Origin of the sequence: Streptomyces sp. NPDC006235 (genome assembly GCF_040613735.1) — a bacterium.
Lineage (GTDB): Bacteria > Actinomycetota > Actinomycetes > Streptomycetales > Streptomycetaceae > Streptomyces.
This window is the reverse complement of sequence record NZ_JBEXSR010000019.1, coordinates 51,224-74,124: the sequence shown is the minus strand read 5'-3', so window position 1 is coordinate 74,124 and position 22,901 is coordinate 51,224. Positions and strand designations below refer to the sequence as shown.

The 22,901-nt window shown below is 71.6% G+C and carries 23 protein-coding genes and 1 pseudogene; 13 read left to right on the top strand and 11 right to left on the bottom strand.

The features are described 5' to 3' along the window. Positions 1-44 precede the first annotated feature (44 nt). Positions 45-176 (top strand): hypothetical protein, encoded by a 132-nt coding sequence (locus ABZ192_RS22680; protein WP_356926258.1) that lies wholly within the window; start codon positions 45-47, stop codon positions 174-176. Between the two features lie 101 nt (positions 177-277). Beyond that, on the top strand, positions 278-469 hold the full coding sequence (locus ABZ192_RS22675; RefSeq protein ID WP_356926257.1) for a hypothetical protein: 192 nt from the start codon (positions 278-280) through the stop codon (positions 467-469). Here ABZ192_RS22675 and istB read toward each other — a convergent pair. Beyond that, complete coding sequence (istB, locus tag ABZ192_RS22670) at positions 447-1,733, bottom strand: IS21-like element helper ATPase IstB (RefSeq protein ID WP_356926256.1); 1,287 nt, start codon at positions 1,731-1,733, stop codon at positions 447-449. The genes ABZ192_RS22675 and istB overlap by 23 nt on opposite strands. Before the next feature lie 199 nt (positions 1,734-1,932). Here istB and ABZ192_RS22665 point away from each other — a divergent pair, with 199 nt between their 5' ends. Further along, a complete protein-coding gene (locus ABZ192_RS22665; RefSeq protein ID WP_356926255.1) occupies positions 1,933-3,576 on the top strand; it encodes a DNA repair helicase XPB in 1,644 nt (547 codons plus the stop codon). Positions 3,577-3,628: 52 nt separating this feature from the next. Here the strand turns inward: ABZ192_RS22665 and ABZ192_RS22660 are convergent, their stop codons facing one another. Next, complete coding sequence (locus ABZ192_RS22660; RefSeq protein ID WP_356926254.1) at positions 3,629-3,820, bottom strand: hypothetical protein; 192 nt, start codon at positions 3,818-3,820, stop codon at positions 3,629-3,631. A gap of 245 nt (positions 3,821-4,065) precedes the next feature. On the opposite strand from ABZ192_RS22660, the gene ABZ192_RS22655 reads away from it, so the two are divergent. Continuing rightward, positions 4,066-6,075 carry a UvrD-helicase domain-containing protein gene (locus ABZ192_RS22655; RefSeq protein WP_356926253.1) on the top strand — a complete coding sequence of 670 codons (2,010 nt, stop codon included), beginning with the start codon at positions 4,066-4,068 and terminating at the stop codon, positions 6,073-6,075. A gap of 120 nt (positions 6,076-6,195) precedes the next feature. On the opposite strand, the gene ABZ192_RS22650 is transcribed toward ABZ192_RS22655, so the two are convergent. Continuing rightward, positions 6,196-6,894 carry a copper homeostasis protein CutC gene (locus tag ABZ192_RS22650; RefSeq protein WP_356926252.1) on the bottom strand — a complete coding sequence of 233 codons (699 nt, stop codon included), beginning with the start codon at positions 6,892-6,894 and terminating at the stop codon, positions 6,196-6,198. Positions 6,895-7,011: 117 nt separating this feature from the next. Beyond that, complete coding sequence (locus ABZ192_RS22645) at positions 7,012-7,692, bottom strand: maleylpyruvate isomerase family mycothiol-dependent enzyme (RefSeq protein ID WP_356926251.1); 681 nt, start codon at positions 7,690-7,692, stop codon at positions 7,012-7,014. 47 nt (positions 7,693-7,739) lie between these two features. Here ABZ192_RS22645 and ABZ192_RS22640 point away from each other — a divergent pair, with 47 nt between their 5' ends. Together ABZ192_RS22640 and ABZ192_RS22635 are read left to right on the top strand one after the other, a co-directional pair. Next, positions 7,740-8,402: a hypothetical protein gene (locus ABZ192_RS22640; protein ID WP_356926250.1), complete on the top strand. Its 663-nt coding sequence runs from the start codon at positions 7,740-7,742 to the stop codon at positions 8,400-8,402. Positions 8,403-8,436: 34 nt separating this feature from the next. Then, positions 8,437-9,488: pseudogene (locus ABZ192_RS22635) on the top strand (GNAT family N-acetyltransferase). Here the strand turns inward: ABZ192_RS22635 and ABZ192_RS22630 are convergent. Both ABZ192_RS22630 and ABZ192_RS22625 read right to left on the bottom strand, forming a co-directional pair. Then, positions 9,461-9,751: a DUF4031 domain-containing protein gene (locus ABZ192_RS22630; RefSeq protein WP_356926249.1), complete on the bottom strand. Its 291-nt coding sequence runs from the start codon at positions 9,749-9,751 to the stop codon at positions 9,461-9,463. The pseudogene ABZ192_RS22635 and the gene ABZ192_RS22630 sit on opposite strands and share 28 nt — an antisense overlap. Then, on the bottom strand, positions 9,748-10,131 hold the full coding sequence (locus ABZ192_RS22625) for a hypothetical protein (RefSeq protein WP_356926248.1): 384 nt from the start codon (positions 10,129-10,131) through the stop codon (positions 9,748-9,750). Before ABZ192_RS22625 ends, ABZ192_RS22630 begins: the two co-directional genes overlap by 4 nt. Before the next feature lie 67 nt (positions 10,132-10,198). Here ABZ192_RS22625 and ABZ192_RS22620 point away from each other — a divergent pair, with 67 nt between their 5' ends. Next, complete coding sequence (locus ABZ192_RS22620) at positions 10,199-11,089, top strand: MurR/RpiR family transcriptional regulator (protein WP_230528713.1); 891 nt, start codon at positions 10,199-10,201, stop codon at positions 11,087-11,089. A gap of 46 nt (positions 11,090-11,135) precedes the next feature. After that, positions 11,136-12,092: an N-acetylmuramic acid 6-phosphate etherase gene (murQ, locus tag ABZ192_RS22615; protein ID WP_356926247.1), complete on the top strand. Its 957-nt coding sequence runs from the start codon at positions 11,136-11,138 to the stop codon at positions 12,090-12,092. Here the strand turns inward: murQ and ABZ192_RS22610 are convergent. Both ABZ192_RS22610 and ABZ192_RS22605 read right to left on the bottom strand, forming a co-directional pair. Continuing rightward, positions 12,089-14,128, bottom strand: coding sequence for a hypothetical protein (locus tag ABZ192_RS22610; protein ID WP_356926246.1), 2,040 nt, complete (start codon positions 14,126-14,128; stop codon positions 12,089-12,091). The two genes, murQ and ABZ192_RS22610, sit on opposite strands and share 4 nt — an antisense overlap. A 134-nt stretch (positions 14,129-14,262) precedes the next feature. Beyond that, positions 14,263-14,508 carry a hypothetical protein gene (locus tag ABZ192_RS22605; protein ID WP_356926245.1) on the bottom strand — a complete coding sequence of 82 codons (246 nt, stop codon included), beginning with the start codon at positions 14,506-14,508 and terminating at the stop codon, positions 14,263-14,265. Between the two features lie 114 nt (positions 14,509-14,622). Here ABZ192_RS22605 and ABZ192_RS22600 point away from each other — a divergent pair, with 114 nt between their 5' ends. From ABZ192_RS22600 to ABZ192_RS22580, 5 genes are all read left to right on the top strand, one after another. Beyond that, positions 14,623-15,462 (top strand): helix-turn-helix transcriptional regulator, encoded by an 840-nt coding sequence (locus ABZ192_RS22600; protein WP_356926244.1) that lies wholly within the window; start codon positions 14,623-14,625, stop codon positions 15,460-15,462. Then, entirely contained in the window at positions 15,446-15,643 is a 198-nt protein-coding gene (locus ABZ192_RS22595; RefSeq protein ID WP_356926243.1) for a DUF397 domain-containing protein, read from the top strand. The genes ABZ192_RS22600 and ABZ192_RS22595 overlap by 17 nt, the downstream gene beginning before the upstream one ends. Before the next feature lie 252 nt (positions 15,644-15,895). Beyond that, positions 15,896-16,702 carry a hypothetical protein gene (locus tag ABZ192_RS22590; RefSeq protein ID WP_356926242.1) on the top strand — a complete coding sequence of 269 codons (807 nt, stop codon included), beginning with the start codon at positions 15,896-15,898 and terminating at the stop codon, positions 16,700-16,702. Positions 16,703-16,761: 59 nt separating this feature from the next. Beyond that, positions 16,762-17,442: a Uma2 family endonuclease gene (locus tag ABZ192_RS22585; RefSeq protein ID WP_356926241.1), complete on the top strand. Its 681-nt coding sequence runs from the start codon at positions 16,762-16,764 to the stop codon at positions 17,440-17,442. A gap of 14 nt (positions 17,443-17,456) precedes the next feature. Further along, on the top strand, positions 17,457-18,026 hold the full coding sequence (locus tag ABZ192_RS22580; protein WP_356926240.1) for a hypothetical protein: 570 nt from the start codon (positions 17,457-17,459) through the stop codon (positions 18,024-18,026). A 1-nt stretch (position 18,027) separates the two neighbouring features. On the opposite strand, the gene ABZ192_RS22575 is transcribed toward ABZ192_RS22580, so the two are convergent. The 3 genes from ABZ192_RS22575 to groL all read right to left on the bottom strand — a co-directional run bounded on the left by ABZ192_RS22575 (position 18,028) and on the right by groL (position 22,600). Further along, the gene (locus ABZ192_RS22575) at positions 18,028-19,578 is read right to left on the bottom strand and encodes a carboxylesterase family protein (protein ID WP_356926239.1); all 1,551 of its coding nucleotides are present in this window, start codon (positions 19,576-19,578) and stop codon (positions 18,028-18,030) included. An 87-nt stretch (positions 19,579-19,665) separates the two neighbouring features. Next, the gene (locus ABZ192_RS22570; protein ID WP_356926238.1) at positions 19,666-20,796 is read right to left on the bottom strand and encodes an NADH:flavin oxidoreductase; all 1,131 of its coding nucleotides are present in this window, start codon (positions 20,794-20,796) and stop codon (positions 19,666-19,668) included. 181 nt (positions 20,797-20,977) lie between these two features. Continuing rightward, the gene (groL, locus tag ABZ192_RS22565) at positions 20,978-22,600 is read right to left on the bottom strand and encodes a chaperonin GroEL (RefSeq protein ID WP_356926237.1); all 1,623 of its coding nucleotides are present in this window, start codon (positions 22,598-22,600) and stop codon (positions 20,978-20,980) included. Positions 22,601-22,901: the final 301 nt, after the last annotated feature.

The window sequence follows — 22,901 nt, the reverse complement described above, 5'->3', positions numbered from 1 at the left end:
GCCACGGGGTGTCCTGTGAGCCCTTGTCGAAAGGAAGTCCCAGCATGCGCGCTGTCCGTCGTTTCGCCGCCGTCCTGGCCACCGCCGCCCTGATGACGTTCGGCGGGCTGGCCACTCCGGCCGCCGCGGTGAGCATCGATGTCGCCGGCCTCGTCCTCGAGACACCGCAGATCTGATCCGCCTCCCGCGCACCCATAGGGCCGGCCCCGGGGTCCCCGGGCCGGCCCGCGGTGGGGTGTCCCTCATCTCTCAGCACATGAAAGGCGCTGTCGTCCCCATGCGTGAAAAGCTGCCCGCCGTCGTCCTTTCCGCCGTCGCCCTCATCGGCGTGCTCGCGCCCTCCGCCGCGGCGGCCACGCCCGCACTGCCGCTGCCCCTGCCCGCCGCGGGCACCGAGCCCCTGGTCTCCGAGGCGATCGGCATCGAGGGACCGCTGATCCAGAACGTCAGTCTGCCCACGCTGAAGTAGCGCGTCGCGTCCGGTAGCTGTCGCCGTCCAGCCGGACGATGTCGGCGTGATGGGCGAGGCGGTCCACCATCGCCGCGGTGGAGGCGCCGCCGAAGACCTCGTCCCAGCGGCCGAGCGGGCGGTCGCCGGTCACGATCAGCGAGGCACGCTCGTAGCGGTGGGCGACCAGGCGGAAGAACAGTCCGGCGGTCGCCGCGTCGAAGGGCGTGTAGCCGACCTCGTCGACGATCAGCAGGGGGTACTCGTCGAGGGCGGCCAGCTCCGCGTCGAGCCGGCCGGCGGCCCGGGCGTCGGAGAGCCGGGCGGCCCACTCGGCGGCGGTCGCGAACAGCACCCGGTGCCCGGCCTGGCAGGCGCGCACGCCGAGGCCGATGGCGAGGTGGGTCTTGCCGGTGCCGGGCGGGCCGACGAGCACGACGTTGCGCGGGGCGGCGACGAACTCGGCCTTGCCGAGCCGGGCCAGTGCCTCCCGGTCGAAGCCCCGGGGGTGCTCCGGGTCGAAGTCCTCCAGCAGCTTGCGGACGGGGAACCCGGCCGCACGGATCCGGGCCTCGGCGTCCGCGTCGGGGGCGGGCTGGCGGGGCAGGGCGGGGGTGGCGGCCGGGGCCTCGGGCTGCGATGCCGGGGGCTGCGATGTCTCGGGCTGCCCGGCGGGGGGCCGGCCGACCGAGGAACGGTCCGCATGCCCGCGGTCGCCATGCCGGCTGTCCCCGTGTCCGCGGTCCCCGTGCCCGCGGTCCCCGTGCCCGCGGTCCGACTGTGCCGCCATCGGGCCCGACATGTAGGCGAGGATCGCCGCCGAGGCGATGAACGCCATGTGGATCACCGTCCCCCACAGCAGGGCGTGGTGGGAGGTGTGGTGGACGTCCACGAACATCTGCAGCAGATGGACGGAGGAGATGCCCACGATCGCCGTGGCGAGCTTGACCTTCAGTACGTTGGAGTTGACGTGCGAGAGCCATTCGGGCTGGTCACGGTGGCCCTGGAGGCCGATGCGCGAGACGAAGGTCTCGTAGCCGCCGACGATCACCATGATCAGCAGGTTGGCGATCATGACGACGTCGACCAGCTTCAGGACCGCGAGCATCACGTACGTCTCGGTGGCGTGACCGCTCACGCACATCAGGATTAAGGCCCACAGCTCCTTGAAGAACTTGTAGACGTAGACGCCCTGGGCGGCCACCAGCCCGAAGTACAGCGGGGCCTGGAGCCAGCGGGTGGCGAACAGGGCGTATCCGAGGGTGGTGGTTGTTGGGTTCCGCACGGTTCGCCATTCTTCGGGGCCGCCGTGGAAAAACTGAATTCACACCACACGTTGGGATGAAAAGGCATTCTGTAGGACCGGAGCCGGTCCGATCCCGCGCAGATCACACCCTCGGGGCGGCGACGATCAGGCACACTGGACGTTTGGCCGAGTCGTTCGAGCCGTCCGAGCCGTCCGGCCGTGGGAAAGGGTGCCACGCGTGAATGGTCCGCTGATCGTCCAGTCCGACAAGACCCTGCTCCTGGAAGTCGACCACGAGCAGGCCGGTGAATGCCGTCGGGCCATCGCCCCGTTCGCGGAGCTGGAGCGGGCGCCGGAGCACATCCACACCTACCGGGTGACCCCGCTGGGCCTGTGGAACGCCCGGGCGGCGGGCCATGACGCCGAGCAGGTCGTGGACGCGCTGGTGCAGTACAGCCGCTACCCGGTGCCGCACGCGCTGCTGGTGGACATCGCCGAGACGATGGACCGCTACGGGCGGCTCACGCTGTCCAAGCACCCGGCGCACGGGCTGGTCCTGACGACCACCGACCGTCCGGTGCTGGAGGAGGTCCTGAAGTCGAAGCGGATCGCGCCGCTGGTCGGCACCCGCATCGACCCGGACACGGTCGCCGTGCACCCCTCCGAGCGCGGCCAGATCAAGCAGACGCTGCTGAAGCTGGGCTGGCCGGCCGAGGACCTCGCCGGGTACGTCGACGGCGAGGCCCACCCGATCGAGCTGGCCGAGGACGGCTGGGCGCTCAGGCCGTACCAGAAGCAGGCCGTGGAGAATTTCTGGCACGGCGGGTCGGGCGTGGTCGTCCTGCCCTGTGGTGCGGGCAAGACGCTGGTCGGCGCCGGGTCGATGGCGCAGGCGAAGTCCACGACCCTGATCCTCGTCACGAACACGGTCTCCGCCCGGCAGTGGAAGCACGAGCTGGTGAAGCGGACGTCGCTCACCGAGGACGAGATCGGCGAGTACAGCGGGACGAAGAAGGAGATCAGGCCCGTCACGATCGCCACCTACCAGGTGCTGACGACCAGGCGGAAGGGCGTCTATCCGCACCTGGAGCTGTTCGACTCCCGGGACTGGGGCCTGATCGTCTACGACGAGGTGCACCTGCTGCCGGCGCCGGTGTTCAAGTTCACGGCGGATCTCCAGGCGCGGCGGCGGCTGGGCCTCACGGCCACGCTGGTGCGTGAGGACGGGCGCGAGTCGGACGTGTTCTCCCTGATCGGGCCCAAGCGGTTCGACGCGCCGTGGAAGGAGATCGAGGCGCAGGGCTACATCGCGCCCGCCGACTGTGTGGAGGTCCGGGTCAATCTGACGGACGCGGAGCGGCTCGCGTACGCCACGGCCGAGGCGGAGGAGAAGTACCGCTTCTGTGCGACGACCGACACCAAGCGGAAGGTCACGGAGGCGATCGTCCGCCGCTTCACCGGGCAGCAGATCCTCGTCATCGGCCAGTACATCGACCAGCTCGACGAGCTGGGTGAGCACCTCGGGGCGCCCGTGATCAAGGGCGAGACGTCGAACGCGCAGCGGGAGAAGCTGTTCGACGCGTTCCGGCAGGGCGAGATCAGCGTGCTGGTCGTGTCGAAGGTCGCGAACTTCTCGATCGACCTGCCGGAGGCGACGGTCGCGATCCAGGTGTCCGGCACGTTCGGGTCGCGCCAGGAGGAGGCCCAGCGGCTGGGCCGGGTGCTCCGCCCGAAGTCCGACGGCCACAAGGCCCACTTCTACTCGGTGGTCGCCCGGGACACCCTCGACCAGGACTTCGCCGCGCACCGCCAGCGCTTCCTGGCGGAGCAGGGGTACGCGTACCGGATCATGGACGCGGACGAGCTGCTCGCGGAGAGCTGAGGCGGGCGGGCTGCTCGGGGGTGGTGGGTCTGCTCGCGGGCGGTGGGGCCGCTCACTTGCGGCGGACCACGCCCACTTCCTCGCCGTACTGGCCGAGGATGACCACGTCGAAGGCGGCGCCCGCGAACACCTTGACGGCGCGCAGGGCATCGCCGAGGAGATGACGGTGGTGGCTGCCTGCCACGGCGGTGGCGCCGGGCGGGCGGCCCGGTGCCGGGGCGGGGGAGATGGTTGCTGCGCTCATGTCTCCATGGTGCGTTTCCGCACGTAAAGTCCGCGTCGGCCTGAGGACCGAACCCGCGTGCTCCGCCCGTACGCCTGCGGACCGACGCCGGCCCCTAGGGGATGAGAAAAACCGTTGGCGGTCGCCTCCCCCGCTCCTCTAGGATCTCCGCTCTTGCCCGCCTCCCTCTCGGAGCGCCGCCGACCGGACGGAAACCGGCCGGCATCTCACCGCCATCTCCCAGCAGGTCCTCCGGAGGCACCCCCTTGTCCACGCCCGTCGACGACCCGCTCTCCCGTGAGCGCTCCCACCTCGCCGCGTCCCGTTCCGCCCTACGTGCCATGCGCGAGGACGTCGAGGCCCTCGACATCAGCGACGTCACCGCGAACTGGGTCAACGCGGAGGTGCTGGCCCACCAGATCGAGGAGCGCATCAAGGCCCTGGCCGACCTCAGCGACACCCCGCTGTTCTTCGGACGGCTGGACTATCTCCCAGGCGAGAGGTTCTACATCGGGCGGCGGCATGTGCACGACGCCGACGGCGACCCGATGGTCATCGACTGGCGCGCCCCCGTCTCCCAGCCGTTCTACCGGGCCTCCAAGAAGGACCCGATGGACATCGCGCTGCGCCGCCGCTTCGGCTACACGGGCGGCGACCTCACGGCGTACGAGGACGAGCACCTGTCGGACCCGGCCGAGGCGGCGCGCACCAGCAAGCTGCTCCAGCAGGAGATCGAGCGGCCCCGCGTCGGCCCGATGCGGGACATCGTCGCGACGATCCAGCCCGAGCAGGACGAGATCGTCCGGTCGGGGCTCTCCGGCACGGTGTGCGTGCAGGGCGGCCCGGGCACCGGGAAGACCGCCGTCGGCCTGCACCGGGTCGCCTACCTCCTCTACGCCCACCGCGAGCGCCTGGCCCGCACCGGCACGCTCGTCATCGGACCCAACCGGTCCTTTCTGCACTACATCGAGCAAGTGCTGCCCGCGCTCGGCGAGTTGACGGTGCAGCAGGCCACCGTCGAGGACTTGGTGGCGCACGTGGAGATCAAGGGGACGGACGACGCGACGGCCGCGGTCGTCAAGGGCGACGCCCGCATGGCGCGGGTGCTGCGCAGGGCCCTCTACGCGCACGTCACGATGCCCACCGAGCCGGTCGTGGTCGTGCGCGGCTCCCGCCGCTGGCGCGTGGCGGCGTACGAACTGGAGGAGATCGTCCGCGAGTTGCTCGACCGCGACATCCGCTACGGCGCCGCCCGCGAGGCCCTGCCGCAGCGCATCGCGCACGCCGTGCTGGTGCAGATGGAGCGGTCGGGCGAGGCGCCGGACGACCGGGTGCAGGACGCGGTGGCCCGCAACAGCGCGGTCAAGGCGGCCGTCAAGGCGGTCTGGCCGGCCGTCGACCCGGCGAAGCTGGTGCTGCGCCTGCTGTCGGACGCGGACTTCCTCGCCGAGCACGCGGCGGGGATCCTCGACGAGGAGGAGCAGAAGGCGGTGCTGTGGGCGAAGCCGGCCCGCAGTGTCAGATCCGCCAAGTGGTCGGCCGCCGACGCCGTCCTCATCGACGAGGCCACCGACCTGATCCAGCGTACGCACTCCCTCGGCCATGTCGTCCTCGACGAGGCGCAGGACCTCTCCCCCATGCAGTACCGGGCGGTCGGCCGCCGCTGCACGACCGGTAGCGCGACCGTCCTCGGCGACCTGGCGCAGGGCACCACGCCGTGGGCGACCCGCAGCTGGCAGGAGGCGCTGGCCCACCTGGGCAAGGCGGACGCGGTGGTGGAAGAGCTGACGGCCGGTTTCCGCGTGCCGACGGACGTCATCACCTACGCGTCCCGGCTGCTGCCGCACATCGCCCCGGGGCTCACGCCGGTCGTGTCGATCCGTGAGAACCCGGGCCACTTCGAGGTCCGGGAGGTCACCGGCACCGCCGACGTGGTTGACGCCTGCCGGGAGTCGCTGCGCCACGAGGGCTCGACGGGCCTGATCGCGGCGGACGCCCGCGTACCCGAGCTGGCCAAGGCCCTGACAGACGCCGGGATCCCGTATCTCGGCCCCGGCGAGGAGACCACTCAGGACACCCGCCTGACCCTGGTCCCGGCGTCGCTCGCGAAGGGCCTGGAGTACGACTACGTGGTCCTGGACGAGCCCCGGGCGGTGGTCGACGGCGAGCCGGACGAACGCACGGGCCTGCGGCGCCTGTACGTGGCGCTGACACGAGCGGTGTCGGGCCTGACGGTGACGCATGCGGCCCCGCTGCCGCCGCAGTTGATCGCCTAGCTGCGATGATCGCTTAGCTGCGGGCAGTCGTGCCGCTGGGGCGGCACGGGTGGGCGCAGCGGCACCCCGCTGCGCCGGGTTGCGCACCCACCCGACCCCAGCCACAACGCCCTGCGCCTGTCAAGAAGCGTCCACCGCAGCCCGCCACTCGGCGACGGCCGCCGTCGACACCGGTGCGGCCCAGCCCCCCGGCCGCACCGCCCCACCGATGTGGAACGCGTCCACCCCCGCGCCCCGCAGCATCGGCACATGCTCCAGCCGCAGCCCACCCCCCACCAGCAACTGCTGCTCATACCCCGGCTCCCCGGACCGCGACCGCCCCGCCTCGGCGAGCAGCACGGGCAGCCCGTCGTCGACCCCGTCCGCCGACCCGGCCGTCAGGTACGTGTCCAGCCCGGGCATCCCGTCCAGCTGCTTGCGCAGGGCGTCCCGGTCGGCGGCCCGGTCGATGGCCCGGTGGAAGGTCCAGGGGCAGCCGTCCAGCGCCCCCACAATCCGCTCCACAGCCGCCAGGTCCACCCCGCCCCCCGCGTCGAGAAACCCCAGCACGAACTCCTCGGCCCCGGCCTCCCGCAAGTCGGCGGCCACGCCGACCAGCCGGTCGACGTCCCCGGCGGCGAAGCCGTCGGCGAGCCGCAGCATCACCCGCAGCGAGAGGTCGACGGCCCGGCGGATCCCTGCGACGGTGGCGGCCGACGGGGTGAGCCCGTCGGCCGCCATGTCGGTGACCAGCTCCAGCCGGTCCGCGCCTCCGGCCTGGGCGGCGACCGCGTCCTCGACGCCGAGGGCGATCACCTCCAGGACTGCACGCTTGCTCATGGGGCCCCTTCGTCGGCATGGCGTCGGCGTTCGGCGACAGGTCTAGCCAAACAGGTCTAGTCCAATCAAGACTAACGCTGCCCGCTCCCGCCGCCTCCCACGCCCCGCGGACCTGGCTCAGCCGAAGATGTTCAGGTCCTTCGCCTCCACCCCGACCAGCTCGAACGCGGGCGCCCCGCCGACCGGCCGCCCCGTGTACAGCCGCACCAGGGTCGGCCCGTCCCCGATGAAACGCCCCGGGGGCCGCTCCCCGCCGCTCTCCCCGAGCCGCAGGGGTTCGTCCAGGTCGTCCAGGTCGGCGTGCAGCGGCACATGCCCCCGCTCTCGGGTGATCCGGGCGAGCAGCGCCAGCGCGTCCGGCAGCCCGGCCCCGCCGTACGCCCCGGGCTCGCCGAAGGCGTCGCGCACGTCCCCGGCGTGCACCCACTCCCCCAGCGCGAGGCCGTCCAGCTTCCCGTCCGCCCCGGCGATCACCGGCCCGGCCTCGGTCATCCCGCGCTCCAGCTCGTCGACCACCCGGGCGTTGCTCCAGCCGTCCCGCTCGGCGATGTCCCGGTCGTTCGACTCGGGCGAGAACACGCCCTCCTCGAACCGGTTCTCCACCACCCGGGTGAGCGCGGCCGAGCAGTGCGCCAGCACCGACCGCACCGACCAGCCCGGACACGCCCTCACGGGCAGCGCGAAGTCCTCCTCGGCCCTGGCCCGCAACAGCGGGATCAGCGCGTCACGCTCGCTCGCGAGCAGCCGCCCGGGTTGCTCGGGATCCCTTACGTCGTGCACATCAGCAGGAGTCGTCATAGGACCCACGCTAGGTGCCCGCCCCCGCCGAGCGGGAGAATGACCCCATGGCCGATATCGACGCCCTCCGCGCCCGCTTCGTCCGCACCCTGGAAGCGGCCCGGGGCCCGGCCGCCGGCCCGGACCCGGTCCGGTACGCCGACGACCTGCTCGGGCGCTGGCAGGAGCCGCAGCGCCGCTACCACACGGTCGCGCACCTCACGGCGGTCCTGGACCACATCGACGTACTGGAGAAGTACGCGCACGACCCGGACGTGGTCCGGCTGGCCGCCTGGTTCCACGACGCCGTGTACCTCCCCGAGCGCTCCGAGAACGAGGAACGCTCCGCCCGTCTCGCCGAACGCGCCCTGCCCGAGGCCGGCGTGTCCGCCGCCAGGACCGCCGAGGTGGCCCGCCTGGTCCGTCTCACCGTCGGCCACGACCCCGCCGACGACGACCCCGACGGCCAGGTGCTGTGCGACGCCGACCTGGCGGTCCTCGCCTCGCCCCCGTCGGCGTACGCCGCCTACACCGCCGCCGTCCGCGAGGAGTACCACTTCGTCCCGAATGAGGCCTTCCGCACAGGCCGCGCGGCGATCCTGCGCCAACTCCTCGACCTGCCGAGGCTGTTCAGGACGCCGTACGGAGCCTCGGAGTGGGAGGCCACGGCCCGCTACAACCTCACCGCCGAGCTGGAAATGCTGTCGCTTCCGCCCGGCGGCACCTCGTAGCCTGCCCGGCATGTGGACAACGGGCGCGGAACAGGTGGAGCAGGCCGTCGACGAGTGCGTGGGCCTGCTGGGGGCGGTCACCGACCGGGACTGGGAGCCGGTGCGCGCCGGGCGGATGGAGTGGAGCTGCCGGGAGACGGCGGTGCACATCGCCGAGAATCTCATCGCGTACGCGGGGCAGCTGGCGGGGCGCGAGCAGGAGGCGTGGACGCCGTTCGAGATCTCGCTGGAGGAGGGCACGGACAACGCGGGTGCGCTGCGGGTGATCCGCACGACGGGCACCTGCTCGCCGCCACGATCCGCACCACCCCGCGCGAGGTCCGGGCCTTCCATCCGTATCCGTTCCGCAGCGCGAACCGCGAGGGGTTCGCCGCGATGGGCGTGGCCGAGGTGCTGCTGCACACCCACGACGTGGCCGAGGGCCTGGGCGTGGCGTGCGAACCGGCCCCCGAGCTGTGCGACTTCGTCCTCACCCGGATCTTCCCGCATGTCCAGCCCGGCCCCACCCCCTGGCGGACCCTGCTGTGGGCCACCGGCCGGGGCGACCTGCCCGGCCGGGAGCCGGTCACCGCGTGGCGGTGGAGCAACAACCTCGTGATCCCCACCGACCGGCTCACCCTGCAGGGCGTCACCCCGGCGGTGGCGAGCGACCTCGCCACGGTCGGCGACGGCGGCTTCGAGTGGCTCGACGGCGGCCCGATCGAGGGCACCCGGGTCGGCTCCGGACTGGTGTTCAAGCAGTACGAGGACGGCGTCCACCGGCCCGAGTGGGGCATGTACGTCCTGGTCCGGCGGGAGGACGGCCGCGCGCTCGGCGCCATGGGCTTCCACAGCGTGCCGGACGAGTCGGGGCGGGTGGAGGTCGGCTACGACCTGGTCGAGGCGGCCCGTGGCCACGGTTACGCCACCGAGGCGCTGCGCGCGCTGTCCGCGTGGGCGCTGTCCCGGGACGAGGTGCACACGGTCGTCGCGAACGTCGAGCGGGACAACGCGCCCTCGCACAACGTCCTCGCCCGGGCCGGCTTCAAGGCCGTCGCGGAGGACACCGAGCAGGTCACCTACGAGCTGCGCGAACCACGCGGCTGAGTCCGCCGCCCCTTCGGCCGGCGCAGCCCCGCCGCGTGCAGCAGCCGCACCACCTCGCGGCTGCTGACCTCCACGGCCCCGGCCGCCACGGCGTCCGCGTACCGCTGGGCGGGGATGTCGTAGTGGTCGCGTTCGAAGGCCCGCCGGGGCACGCCGAGGCGTTCGGCGAAGGCGTGCAGTTCCTCGTACGAGACGTCGCTGATCAGGTGGGACCACATGCGGCCGTGGCCGGGCCAGGTCGGCGGGTCGATGTAGACGGTCACGAGGGCGCCGCTCCGCCGAGCGCCTCGCCCAGCGACCCGACCGCCGCGACCTTCACGCCCGCCTCGCTGCACACCCAGTGCGGGTCGGGCCCCAACTCCGGTTGCACGTCCAGCGCGTGCGGCTCGCCCGTGCCGCACACCGGGCACAGCGGCCAGCGGCCGTAGCGCTCCAGCAGGGCGTCCTGCACGTCCTGCGCGACCAGGCCGGCGACGTACTGCGCGCCCTCCGGCCACTGCTCGACCCACCAGCGCCGCTGCACGACGGACTCCTCGACCAGGGAGACGACGTCCGCCTCGGCGACGCGTCCCGCGACGAGGTCGGCGAGCACCAGGGCGCGCGCGGCGTGCAGTGCCTGCTCCAGGGGGCTGATGGGGTCCATGCCCCCATTGTGCGCACTCTTGACCGTGACGCCGAGCCGAAAATATCTTTCAGAGGTGACCTCAAGAGTGAAGGAAAGTTTCGGCACCCCGCCGGCGCCCGCCGCCCTCGCGGCCAAGGTCCGTACGCTGGGCCCGTCGATGACGCGTTCCATGCAGCGCGTCGCCGAGGCCGTCGCGGGCGATCCGGCCGGCTGCGCGGCCCTCACGGTCACCGGTCTCGCCGAGCTCACGGGCACCAGCGAGGCGACCGTCGTACGCACCGCCCGGCTGCTGGGCTATCCGGGTTACCGGGACCTGCGCCTGGCCCTCGCCGGCCTCGCCGCGCAGCAGCAGTCCGGCCGCGCCCCGGCCATCACGACGGACATCGCGGTCGACGACCCGATCGCCGACGTGGTCGCGAAGCTCGCCTACGACGAGCAGCAGACCCTCGCCGACACCGCCGCCGGTCTCGACACCGTCCAACTGGGCGCGGCCGTCACCGCGCTGACCGGCGCCCGCCGCACGGACGTGTACGGCGTCGGGGCGTCCGGCCTGGTCGCCCAGGACCTCACGCAGAAGCTGCTGCGCATAGGGCTGGTCGCGCATGCGCACAGCGACCCGCACCTGGCCGTCACCAACGCCGTCCAACTGCGCGCGGGCGACGTCGCGATCGCCATCACGCACTCGGGGTCGACGGGGGACGTCATCGAGCCGCTGCGGGTCGCCTTCGAGCGCGGGGCGACGACGGTGGCGATCACCGGCCGCCCGGACGGCCCGGTCTCCCAGTACGCCGACCACGTCCTCACCACGTCCACGGCCCGGGAGAGCGAGCTGCGTCCCGCGGCCATGTCGTCCCGGACCGGACAGCTTCTTGTGGTGGACTGCCTGTTCGTGGGCGTGGCGCAGCGGACGTACGAGACGGCGGCGCCGGCGCTCTCGGCGTCGTACGAGGCGTTGGCCCACCGGCATCGTTCCTGAGGCAGCCGCCCCGCCCAGCACCGGAAAGACACGGAAAGAGCCGTCCATGACCTCCACCTCCAACCCCCGTGGTCTCAGAGCCGAGCTGGAGTCCCTGACCACCGAGGCGTTCCGGCCGGAGCTGGCCGGCATCGACCGGCTACCCACCCTCGACATCGCGCGGCTCATGAACGGCGAGGACGCGACCGTGGCCGGGGCGGTCGCGGCCCGGCTGCCTGAGATCGCCGCCGCGATCGACGCCCTGGCCGAGCGGATGGCCCGGGGCGGCCGCCTGGTCTACGCGGGGGCCGGCACGGCGGGCCGGCTGGGCGTCCTGGACGCCTCCGAGTGCCCGCCCACCTTCAACACGGACCCCGACCGGGTCGTCGGGCTGATCGCGGGCGGCCCGCAGGCCGTGGTCACCTCGGTGGAGGGCGCGGAGGACTCCCGGGAACTGGCCCGTGCCGACCTGGAGCCCCTCGGCCTGACCCCGGACGACACGGTGGTCGGCATCTCGGCCTCCGGCCGCACCCCGTACGCCATCGGCGCCGTCGAGTACGCCCGCGCCCGCGGCTCCCTCACCATCGGCCTGGCCTGCAACCCGGGCAGCCCGCTCGGGGCCGCCGCCGACCACGGCATCGAGATCGTCGTCGGCCCCGAACTCCTCACGGGCTCCACCCGCCTGAAGGCCGGCACGGCACAGAAACTCGTCCTGAACATGCTCTCGACGATCACGATGATCCGCCTGGGCAAGACCTACGGGAACCTGATGGTCGACGTCCGCGCCTCCAACGACAAACTGCGCGCCCGCTCCCACCGCATCGTCGCCCTCGCCACCGGCGCCGGCGACGAGGAGATCGAACGGGCCCTGGCCGCCACCGACGGCGAGGTGAAGAACGCGATCCTGACCCTCCTGGCCGGCGTCGACGGCCCGACGGCGGCCCGCCTGCTGGCGGAGTCCGCCGGCCACCTGCGGGCGGCCCTGGCAGCGGCCACGAGCACCACTCGGGCGGACACGGCCTAGAGCCCCACAGCGACCCGCGGTCCGTCGCCGCGCCACTTCTCGTGCTCCGCCGCGGCCTTGCCGGCCAGGGCGTTGACTGCCGCGTTGAACCGCTCCGTGGAGGTGGGATGGTCCGGGCCCAGGACGTACTCCTTGAGGACGCGGCGCTCGGGTGCCATCGGGTCGTGCAGCGGTGCGCGGACCGCGCGGAGGATCTCCGGCAGCCGGACGCACTCGCGGTCGAGGAGGTAGGCACCCCCGGCGGTGGTGTACGCGGCCCGGAAGGCCTCGTCGGGCAGGTCGTCCGCGTTGGTCAGGACGTACGGCTTGAGGCTCGCCACGAAGTCCGCGACCACGGACGACACGTCGCTGATGAGCATGTCGGCCTGGTCGAAGCACTCGTAGAGCGTGGGCAGTTGCCTGACGATCACGTGGTGCCGGACGGCGCCCCGGCTCTCCCAGAAGATCCGGTGCCACTCGGCCCGCAGCGCGTGCCACTCGGCCTCGCCGCTCCGGTCCGGGACGCGCGCCTCGCGGGTCTGCTGCGCGTCGTCGCCGCGGAGCCGTCCCGACAGCTCGCCGAGCCGGGCCTGGATCTCCGCGAGCCGCGGCCGGGCGGCGGCGATCGCGGCCTCAGCCCGGTCACCGTCCCGCCCCTCGGCGTCCCGCCAGACGTTGTCGGCACGCAGCAACTCCCTGATGGCCCGGTCGGCTTCGGCCGCGGCGCGGGAGCGCTTGCCGGTCAGAGGGTGCGGCTTGTAGAGCACCCGCACGTTCTCCGTGAGCAGCTTCTCCACCAGCGTCACGCCCATCGGGATCAGGGACGTGTGGCAGTCGTCGTCGCTCCAGCCCTCCCAGGTCGGCGCGTACAGGACGGTCGGCAGCGGCCCGGGCACATGGTCCGCGTGCAGCCGGATCGACGACAGCTGCGGACGGCCCACCTCGACGATCGCCCCGTCGTCGATGGCGTGCCGCACCCGCTGGTAGCGGTCGCGTCCGGCCCGCCCGGCGACCCAGATCTCGTCGTACACCTTGCTCACCCGGTTGCTGCTGGCGAGCTTGTCGCTGTCGCCGTGCCCGATGAAGACGTGCTTGGCCTCGGCGACGCGCAGCATGTGCACGTTCTTGCCCGCGTTGCCGGGGTAGAGGACGACCCGGAGCTCGGGCAGCTCCAGCTGCGCCACGTCGTCGGCCTTCGGTACGCACAGGACCGGGATCGACGTACGGCTCAGGTAGCGGAACGAGGCCCGCTCCCGCAGGATGATCAGCGGCCGCCGGTCGAGCTGTTCCAGCGTCTCGATCCACATGTTGACCTGGTACATGAAGTCCCGGGACACGGACGCGAAGCTGAAGTACAGCGCCACCTCCGGCCGGTATCCAGCGAGTTGCCGGTTGACCTCGGCGATCACCTGGTCGTCGGACGGCGTCCGGCGGGCCCGGCGCAGCTGCGCCAGCAACGCCAGTACGGCGGCCACCGTGAGCCCGGCGGTCAGCGCGAAACCGGCGACGGCGGGCTGCCACGCCCCCGCCGCGAGCGCGGCCAGCAGCCCGGCGTGGGCCGGCAGGTCCAGGTGCAGCAGCTTGCGCAGGAAGCGCCGGTAGAGGAAGGCGGGCGGGGCCTCGGGGATGCCCGCCCCGCTCATGTCGAGGTTGCGCGCCACCACGGGGAGCGTGCGCCGCCGCCGGATGGCGTGATGCACCGCCGTATACAGCGTCACCAGCGCGAAGTGGGCGCTGAACACCGCCAGGGCGGTCACCAGCACCGCGTCCGACGCGTTCATACGGTCGGCCAGGGCGAGCAGCATCACCGTCCGCACGGTGAACCGCATCGTGCGCGTCAGCTGCAAGGCGGCCAACCGCCGCACGAAGGAGGGGGCCCGCGCGTGCAGCACCTCGTCCGCGACGTAAGTCATGGCCGAGGCCGCCGCGAAGCCCCACAGCGACGGCAGCAACGCGAAGACGGGCAGGGCGGCGAAACCGGCGGCGAGGAGGAGGACGAGGAACAGATCGGTCTTCCCGCGCACGCGCAGGACACCGCACAGCCAACGGAGCGTCATGAACAGGATCCCTCTGAGAAAAGGACGTGTCTTCCGGGATGGCGTGCGGTGGGGCATACGCCGCTGTACGCGTGATACGCCAGTTCGACGGCGATGGCGGGTAAATGGTTGTACGCCCGCCGGTCACCAATACTTCACCGTGACTTCGTCTCCCGGTTGACCTGCCTCACGCGAGCCCGCAGCGTCTCCCGCGCGGGCAGCGAGCGCAGTACGTCCGTCAGATGCTCGGCCGTCCTCACGTTGCACCGCCCCAGATCGACCAGGGCGAACGGCTCGGCGCTCGCACCGGTCACCGGGTCGACGCCCAGCGACGGCAGCACGACACCGACTCCCGCGAGCGCGTCCCGCAGTGACTCCACGATCTCTTCGGTCGAACGCACCTTTCCCTACCTCCACGCTGAGTTCGCGATTCACCACACAGCGTGTCCGAGCCGCCCCTAACCTGGCCAGATACGGCGGTCCAACAACCCGATGTGTACGACAGGGAGTTGCCCATGCCCGGATCCAGGAACCTCGACCCGTCCTCCTCCCCGCGGGCTCTCCTGGGCGCCGAACTCCGCCACGCCCGCGAGAAGGCGGGCCTCAGCCAGGAGGAACTGGGACAGCGGCTGTTCGTGAGCGGGTCGTTCATCGGGCAGTTGGAGGCGGGTACGCGCAGGATGCAGCGGGAGTACGCGCGGTTGCTCGACGAGGCGCTGGGGACGGAGGACTTCTTCCAGCGGCACTGTGGGGCGGCGGCGAAGTCGAAGTATCCGGAGCATTTCGCGGAGGCGGTAGAGGCGGAGGCGGAGGCCACAGAGATCCGGCAGTACGCGTCGCTCCTGATCTCCGGGCTGCTGCAGACTCCTGCGTACGCGCGAGCCGTGTTCCGCGCCTACCGGCCCACGGCACCGGCGGAGGTGATCGAGGAGTTGGTGGCGGCCCGAATGGACAGGACAACCCTCCTCGACGACCCAACAGGCCCCTTGTTGTGGACAGTGCTTGACGAGGCCGCGCTGCGTCGGCAGACAGGCGGCCGGGAAGTGATGGCAGAGGCGCTGGACCACGTCGCCGGCCTGATTCGCCGCAACCGGGTCATCGTGCAGGTGTTGCCGTTCGGAGCGGGCGCTCACGCGTCGATGGAGGGCTCCATGAAGCTGATGGACTTCGAGGACGCGCCTCCGCTGCTGTACTTCGAGGGAGTGGGTACGGGACGGCTGGAGGACGATCCGACCACCGTCCGGTACCAGCGCCGCACCTTCCAACTCCTTACGGCATGCGCCCTCTCACCGGCCGACTCCCTGGCCCTCATCGAGGACATCGCGCAGGATTACGGCCATGAGGAGCATCACTGAGGCCACCTGGCACAAGTCCAGCTACAGCGGCGGCAGCGGCGGCGATTGCCTGGAGATAGCCGACAACCACGCCCCATTCATCCCTGTCCGCGACTCCAAGAACCCCCACGGCCCGAAGCTCGTGTTCCGGGCCACCACCTGGGGCGCGTTCGTCGCGAACCTCAAGGACGGCACCGCCTGAGCTTCGGGACCCGGGCTTCGAGCCCTTTTTTCAAGGAACGGGTAGAGGGCTCAACCCGCCCCCCCACCCCGCGTGTTGACTTGACGCGTTCGGCTTGCCACGGACAGTGACACGCCTCTAACGTTCGTGCACAAGCAACAGCCCCCGCCCGGTGCGCCAACACCTGCGGGGGCTTAACCAGCGGCATCGAAGAACAGGTTCGATCCCATGGCTGACGCCAACTTTAGTGGGCCCGCGCTGTCCGCGCACCCGATGGCCAACCCCGGCTACGGAAAGCGCTCCGCCCCCAACCAACTTCCTCGCACCAGGCAGGACTTCGCACACCTCCCACCCCGCGAAGCAGCCATCGCCGCCTACCTCGACCGGCTCCCCGACGGCGCCGACATCTCCGTAAAGACGCTGGCCAAACAGCTCCCGTACGGCCAGTGCGCCCTCGGCACCGCCCTCAACCGCATCCAGCAAGCTGGACACCTGCGCCGAGGCCGGGAGTGCGTGACGGCGGACGACGGCAGCTCCCGCTGGATCACCCGAACGTGGTTTACCCGCACCGCCCGGGATGACGACTGGTGGGCCGCCTTCACCCGCGGCGACGTACCGAAGCAGGCAGCGCGCCCCACCCGCTCCCGCGCCCACATCCTCCTGGCCGCCCTCGGCCGCACGGCGCCCGTCCTGTCCCTCTCCCAGGCCGACTGCGCGACGCTCGCCCCGCTGGTGACGGAGTGGTTCGAGCGGGGCGCCTCGGAGGAGGACGTACTACGTGCGCTCACGGCCGGCCTGCCGACCCCCGTCCACCACGCCGCCGCCCTGGTCCGCAACCGCCTGACCAGCAAACTCCCGCCTCCACCCGCCCCACGTCCGCCGCTCCGGATCCTGGAGTGCGCGAACTGCGGTGCCCCGGGCCGTCCCGAAACCCTGCCGGGGGGACGTTGCAGCGCCTGCCGGGGCGAACGCGCCCCCGCGCAACCGCCCGCACCCCTGTCCGCCCCCACGGTTCACGACCACGCAGCCCAGATCCGCGCTGCGATGTCCCGACGACGACAAGAGAGGGCACACACATGACGGCTCCTACCGTCCGGCGCCACCAGCCCGGGGCACGATGGAGGGAAGGAGGCGAAGCCATGACCCGAGACACGACCGACCGCCCGCAGATGGATGTCGAGGACTTCGACGAACTCGTGAGCAGGGCTCCGAGGGAGATCCGGAACAGGCTGGAGTTCCTGGGCGGACGACTGTGCATCCGGCACGGCCCGCTCGACGTAGACGAGTTCGAGGAGCTTGCCGCAGCGGCGCCCGAGGCAGTGCGGCTTGAGTACATCAATGGAAAGGTAGAGGTCAAAGCCATACCGGACGGCAACCACACGTCGATCTTCCTGTGGCTGTCGCGCCAGTGCATGCAACATCGACCCGACTTCGATCTCGCACCGGAGCGGGGCGTCAAGGCAGAGGCTTACCGCAAGGGCCGGGCACGCACGGATGGGTTCCTGGCACCAGTGGATCACTTCAAGGGCGACCGAGAGTGGTCCGACCCCGACGGTGCCCTGATGGCCGTAGAGATCGCTTCCCACGACCGCGATACCGACCAACGCGACCGCATCGACAAGCCCGTCGGCTACGCAGCGGCCGACATCCCCGTATACCTCCTCATCGACCGCGACAACAACACACTCACCGTCCACAGCGAACCGAAAGACGGCCGCTACCAGCAGATCTCCCGACACCCCTGGGGTGCCACCGTCGAGCTCCCCGCCCCCGTGAACATCACCCTGGACACCGAGAAACTCAAGGACTACGCCGACTGACGACAATGGGACACATGAACCACGCCCAGCTCACCGCCCTAGGCCGTGCCCTCCGTCTCCTCGGTGAGCACGGGGAGGCCCTCACTTCCGACAGCCCGGACGCCAAACTGCACGAGGTCAGGGCCGACCTGAAGCGCGCCCTGGACCTGCTGGAGGACAGCGTCACCACGGCCGCGCCCAGCACGCGCTGCCCGGAGCACCCCACCGGCCCGGTCGACGAGGCCGCCCCCGACCTGTGCCTGCTGTGCGAGACCCGGCGCCGGGCCGCCCGCCGCGCGGAGTTCAACGGCCCCGCCCCGCATCACCGGCCCACCGAGCCGGTCCAGTCCCGCTACGGCGTGAGCGGTGACCGTCCCCAGCCCCAGCAGCGCTGGCTGCCGGAGCTGTGGAACGGCCAGACGTGGCAGCTGTGCGGCACCCCGCGCCGGGACCGCCGCGAGGCCGAGCTGTACATCGCCGCCCAGCGCAAGGCTCCCCGGGCGGCCATGGCGTACCGGCTCGTGCACGAGTTCACCGACTACGAGGTCCTGCGCGTGTGGGGTACGCCGGTCAGGGTCGACATCGAGCCGATGGGCAACCTGTAGATCAGAGCAGGGGCAGGGCGTGGAAGCCGTGGCCCTCCCACAGGCGACGCGAGGCCTCCTCCGGGTACGCCCTCACCACCGGCTCCGCGTCCAGTACCTGCACGAGCCGCCGCTCGTCGTCGTACGCCGGCCAGCCCGGGTCTCCCGACCTCGCGAACGCCGTCCAGGACGCGCGGAAACGGGACGACAGCGCCTCGGCCTCGGCTGACGGTTCGGCGCCCGCGAACAGCAGCGCGCCGAGGTCCGCCCCGAACGTGCCGAAGAGCAGAGGGATGTCCAGGCCGTGGCAGGCGCCCAGCGCGCCTCCGTTGCCCGGGGCCGGCCAGGTCAGTTCGTAGACGTACGCGCGCCCGCCGCCCGCGCGCTGCGCCTCGGCCAGGTGCAGGGAGGGCATGTTGAACAGCCAGTCCGTCTGGACGCGTTCGTAGAGTTCGCCGGGGCCGGCGTCGGGGAAGGCCGCTCGGTACGCCTGCTCCCCGTCGGGGCCGGGGGCGAAGAGGCGGAGGGCCGCTGTCGCCCGCTCCTCGGGTATCTGGCCCAGCTGACCCGCCATGGCGACGAAGAGGCGGTACTCGTCGCGGTTGTGGCCGACGAGCAGGTCGACGTCCTTTGCCGAGCCGGACCGCAGTGCCTGCCACGGGCTCGTCGGCAGCACCTCGCCGTCGACCACCGGGGAGAAGGGCGTGACCGTGGGCGCCGCCTGGCCCCAGCGGTCGACGTACTGGAGCATCTTGGCGCTCAGCGTCTCACCGGCCGACGTCAGCCGGTGCGGGGCGATCGTCGCGAGATCGGCAACCGTGGGGCGCAGGCCCACCTCCGCGGCGAGAGCGGCACCGATGTCCCGGGCCAGTGCGTCGGAGAAGAACGTCCCCGGCACGCTCTGCGCGATCGCCCGCCGGAACAGACCGGCCGCGCCCGGCATGGAGAGCAGCGAGGCGATCGAACCGGCACCGGCCGACTCACCGAAGACCGTGACCTGGCCGGGGTCGCCGCCGAAGGCCTGGATGTTGTCCCGGACCCACTCCAGAGCGGCCACCTGGTCGAGCAGGCCGCGGTTGGCGGGGGCGCCCTCGATGAACGCGAAACCCTCCATGCCCACGCGGTAGTTGAGCGACACGACCACCACGTCACCGTCGGCCGCGATGCGCCGGGCGTCGTAACCGGGGCTGCCGGCGTGGCCGAGCTTGTAGGCGCCGCCGTAGATCCACACCATCACCGGGCGGCGGGCGCCCGGGTCGGGTTCGGGGGTCCAGACGTTGACGGTGAGCCACTCGTCGCCCTCGGGGACGTCGAGCAGGCCCGGGCCGCCGAGGTTGCCGAGATCCTGCGGGGGCGGCGGGCCGAAGGCGTACGCGTCCCGTACGCCGTCCCAGGCGTGGGCGGGGCGCGGTGCCAGGAACCGGGCCTCACCCACGGGGGGCGCGGCGAAGGGGATGCCGCGGAAGACGGCCAGGCCCTCTTCCCTGCGGCCGCGTACCGCACCGGCGGTGGTGCGCACCACTGGTGCGGACCGGGGGGCGTCGGCCGCCGGGCGGGGCTCCGTCGTCGTCATCTGGATCTCCTCACGAGTGCCGGTGAACAGGCGCTCAGTCAGTGTCCTTGACTGACGCAAGGAGATCCAGAGGCACAGGCTCCGGACTCAGCTGAGCGTCTTCAGCGCCGCCGGGTCGTACGACGCCAGCTCGTCGAAGCGGCCGGACAGGACCTTCCGCGCCCACTGCGGGTCCTGGAGCAGGGCGCGGCCGACGGCGACCAGGTCGAACTCGTCGCGCTCGAAGCGGTCCAGGAGGTTGTCGAGGTCGCCGACCTCGGCGCCCTCGCCCTGGAAGGACTTGAGGAAGTCGACGCCGCTCAGGCCGACCGAGCCGACGGTGATGGAAGGCTTGCCGGTGAGCTTCTTGGTCCAGCCGGCCAGGTTGAGGTCGGAGTCGTCGAACTCGGGGAGCCAGTAGCGGCGGGTGGAGGCGTGGAAGGCGTCGACGCCGGCGGCGGCGAGCGGGGTCAGGATGGCCTCCAGCTCCTCCGGGGTCTCGGCGAGGCGGGCGTCGTAGGCGTCCTGCTTCCACTGCGAGTAGCGGAAGATGACGGGGAAGTCGGCCGAGACGGTCTCGCGGACGGCCGCGACGATCTCCGCCGAGAACCTGGCACGGGCGACCGGGTCGCCTCCGTAGGCGTCGGCGCGGCGGTTGGTGCCCTCCCACAGGAACTGGTCGAGCAGGTAGCCGTGGGCGCCGTGGAGCTCCACGCCGTCGAAGCCGATGCGCTCGGCGGCGGCCGCGGCCTCGGCGAACGCGCCGATGACGGCGTCGATGTCGGCCTGGGTCATGGCCTTGCCGGTGGGCTCCGTGGCGCCGATGCGCAGACCGGAGGGGCCGACGGCCGGGGCGTCCGCGACCGGCGGCTCGCCCTGCTTGCGGACCATGCCGATGTGCCACAGCTGCGGCACGATCGTGCCGCCCGCGGCGTGCACCGCCTCGGCGACCTTCGCCCAGCCCGCGAGCTGCTCCTCGCCGTGGAACCGCGGCACGCGGTCGCTCTGCCCGGCCGACTCGTGGCCGACGTAGGTGCCCTCGGTGACGATCAGGCCGACTCCGGCGGCGGCGCGGCGGGAGTAGTACGAGACGACGTCGTCGCCGGGGACGCCGCCCGGGGAGAACATGCGGGTCATCGGCGCCATCGCGATCCGGTTCGGGACGGTCAGGCCGCCCAGCGATACGGGCCGGGACAGGATTTCGGCGGCGCGGGAGGCGGCGGAGACGTCGACGGTCACGTGGGGTGCTCCTCTTCGGATACCGGACAGTATGTGCATACGCATAAGACGTACGGTCCAACCATCCGGCCCCGTCCCCTGCATCCCGTCCGCACTGTGATCCGGGACACGCCCGAGGGCGGCACCCCCTGTCGGAACAGGAAGTGCCGCCCTCGGCAAGGACGTTGATCGACCAGGTCGATCAGAAGTCCATGTCACCGCCCGGCATGCCGCCGCCGGCGGGCGCGGCGGCCTTCTCCGGCTTGTCGGCGATGACGGCCTCGGTGGTGAGGAACAGCGCGGCGATGGAGGCGGCGTTCTGCAGCGCGGAACGGGTCACCTTCGCCGGGTCGATGATGCCCTCGGCGATCATGTCGACGTACTCACCGGTCGCGGCGTTCAGGCCGTGGCCGACGGGCAGGTTGCGCACCTTCTCGACGATGACGCCACCCTCGAGACCACCGTTGACGGCGATCTGCTTGAGCGGGGCCTCCAGCGCCAGCTTCACGGCGTTGGCGCCAGTCAGCTCGTCACCCTCGAGCTCCAGCTTCTCGAAGACCGAGGAGGCCTGCAGCAGGGCCACGCCACCACCGGCGACGATGCCCTCCTCGACGGCCGCCTTGGCGTTGCGCACGGCATCCTCGATGCGGTGCTTGCGCTCCTTGAGCTCCACCTCGGTGGCGGCGCCGGCCTTGATGACCGCGACACCGCCGGCGAGCTTCGCCAGGCGCTCCTGCAGCTTCTCGCGGTCGTAGTCCGAGTCGCTGTTCTCGATCTCGGCGCGGATCTGGTTGACCCGGCCCTGGACCTGCTCGGCGGAGCCGGCACCGTCGACGATGGTGGTCTCGTCCTTGGTGATGACGACCTTGCGGGCCTTGCCCAGGAGGTCGATCGTGGCGTTCTCCAGCTTGAGGCCGACCTCCTCGGAGATCACCTCGCCGCCGGTGAGGATGCCGATGTCCTGCAGCATCGCCTTGCGGCGGTCGCCGAAGCCCGGGGCCTTGACGGCGACGGACTTGAAGGTGCCGCGGATCTTGTTGACGACCAGGGTCGACAGGGCCTCGCCCTCGACGTCCTCGGCGATGATCAGCAGCGGCTTGCCGGACTGCATGACCTTCTCGAGGAGCGGCAGCAGGTCCTTGACGTTGCTGATCTTCGAGTTGGCGATCAGGATGTACGGGTCGTCGAGGACGGCCTCCATACGCTCCATGTCGGTGGCGAAGTACGCAGAGATGTAGCCCTTGTCGAAGCGCATACCCTCGGTGAGCTCCAGCTCCAGACCGAAGGTCTGGGACTCCTCGACGGTGATGACGCCTTCCTTGCCGACCTTGTCCATCGCCTCGGCGATGAGCTCGCCGATCTGGGTGTCGGCGGCGGAGATGGAGGCCGTGGAGGCGATCTGCTCCTTGGTCTCGACGTCCTTCGCCTGCTCCAGCAGGGCGGCGGAGACGGCCTCGACGGCGCGCTCGATACCACGCTTGAGGGCCATCGGGTTGGCGCCGGCGGCTACGTTGCGCAGGCCTTCCTTGACCAGGGCCTGGGCGAGAACGGTCGCGGTGGTCGTACCGTCACCGGCGACGTCGTCCGTCTTCTTGGCGACTTCCTTGACCAGCTCGGCGCCGATCTTCTCGTACGGGTCCTCGAGTTCGATCTCCTTGGCGATGGACACACCATCGTTGGTGATCGTGGGGGCGCCCCACTTCTTCTCGAGGACGACGTTGCGGCCCTTGGGGCCGAGCGTCACCTTGACGGCGTCCGCGAGCTGGTTCATGCCGCGCTCGAGGCCGCGCCGCGCCTCCTCGTCGAACGCGATGATCTTGGCCATGTGAAGTGGTCCCTCCAGGACTGGGGGTGATTACTTCGGACCGCGCCCGCGCCCGCGACGGACGGCTCGCCGGCCTCGTGGTTCCTTCCCACCCAGCCTGCGGGCCTCACCGACCCGGTCCTTACGTTGTCACTCTCACCTTCAGAGTGCTAACGCAATGATTAGCACTCGGGCATGGCGAGTGCAAGCGGCTACCACGGTTCGGGCGGGGCACTCAGCCCCCGGCGAACAGGGCGCACCGGGCTTGGCCGACAGGCCGCGGGCAGCGCCACGGCGGGTCGCGCGAGCAGAGAAAGGCCTG

Bases quoted from the DNA above. Each gene is read 5' to 3' on its own strand.
- ABZ192_RS22680 (WP_356926258.1), top strand. From the start codon at position 45: ATGCGCGCTGTCCGTCGTTTCGCCGCCGTCCTGGCCACCGCCGCCCTG.
- ABZ192_RS22675 (WP_356926257.1), top strand. From the start codon at position 278: ATGCGTGAAAAGCTGCCCGCCGTCGTCCTTTCCGCCGTCGCCCTCATC.
- ABZ192_RS22660 (WP_356926254.1), bottom strand. From the start codon at position 3,820: ATGAGCGCAGCAACCATCTCCCCCGCCCCGGCACCGGGCCGCCCGCCC.
- ABZ192_RS22650 (WP_356926252.1), bottom strand. From the start codon at position 6,894: ATGAGCAAGCGTGCAGTCCTGGAGGTGATCGCCCTCGGCGTCGAGGAC.
- ABZ192_RS22645 (WP_356926251.1), bottom strand. From the start codon at position 7,692: ATGACGACTCCTGCTGATGTGCACGACGTAAGGGATCCCGAGCAACCC.
- ABZ192_RS22640 (WP_356926250.1), top strand. From the start codon at position 7,740: ATGGCCGATATCGACGCCCTCCGCGCCCGCTTCGTCCGCACCCTGGAA.
- ABZ192_RS22625 (WP_356926248.1), bottom strand. From the start codon at position 10,131: ATGGACCCCATCAGCCCCCTGGAGCAGGCACTGCACGCCGCGCGCGCC.
- murQ (WP_356926247.1), top strand. From the start codon at position 11,136: ATGACCTCCACCTCCAACCCCCGTGGTCTCAGAGCCGAGCTGGAGTCC.
- ABZ192_RS22610 (WP_356926246.1), bottom strand. From the start codon at position 14,128: ATGACGCTCCGTTGGCTGTGCGGTGTCCTGCGCGTGCGCGGGAAGACC.
- ABZ192_RS22600 (WP_356926244.1), top strand. From the start codon at position 14,623: ATGCCCGGATCCAGGAACCTCGACCCGTCCTCCTCCCCGCGGGCTCTC.
- ABZ192_RS22595 (WP_356926243.1), top strand. From the start codon at position 15,446: ATGAGGAGCATCACTGAGGCCACCTGGCACAAGTCCAGCTACAGCGGC.
- ABZ192_RS22590 (WP_356926242.1), top strand. From the start codon at position 15,896: ATGGCCAACCCCGGCTACGGAAAGCGCTCCGCCCCCAACCAACTTCCT.
- ABZ192_RS22585 (WP_356926241.1), top strand. From the start codon at position 16,762: ATGACCCGAGACACGACCGACCGCCCGCAGATGGATGTCGAGGACTTC.
- ABZ192_RS22580 (WP_356926240.1), top strand. From the start codon at position 17,457: ATGAACCACGCCCAGCTCACCGCCCTAGGCCGTGCCCTCCGTCTCCTC.
- ABZ192_RS22575 (WP_356926239.1), bottom strand. From the start codon at position 19,578: ATGACGACGACGGAGCCCCGCCCGGCGGCCGACGCCCCCCGGTCCGCA.
- groL (WP_356926237.1), bottom strand. From the start codon at position 22,600: ATGGCCAAGATCATCGCGTTCGACGAGGAGGCGCGGCGCGGCCTCGAG.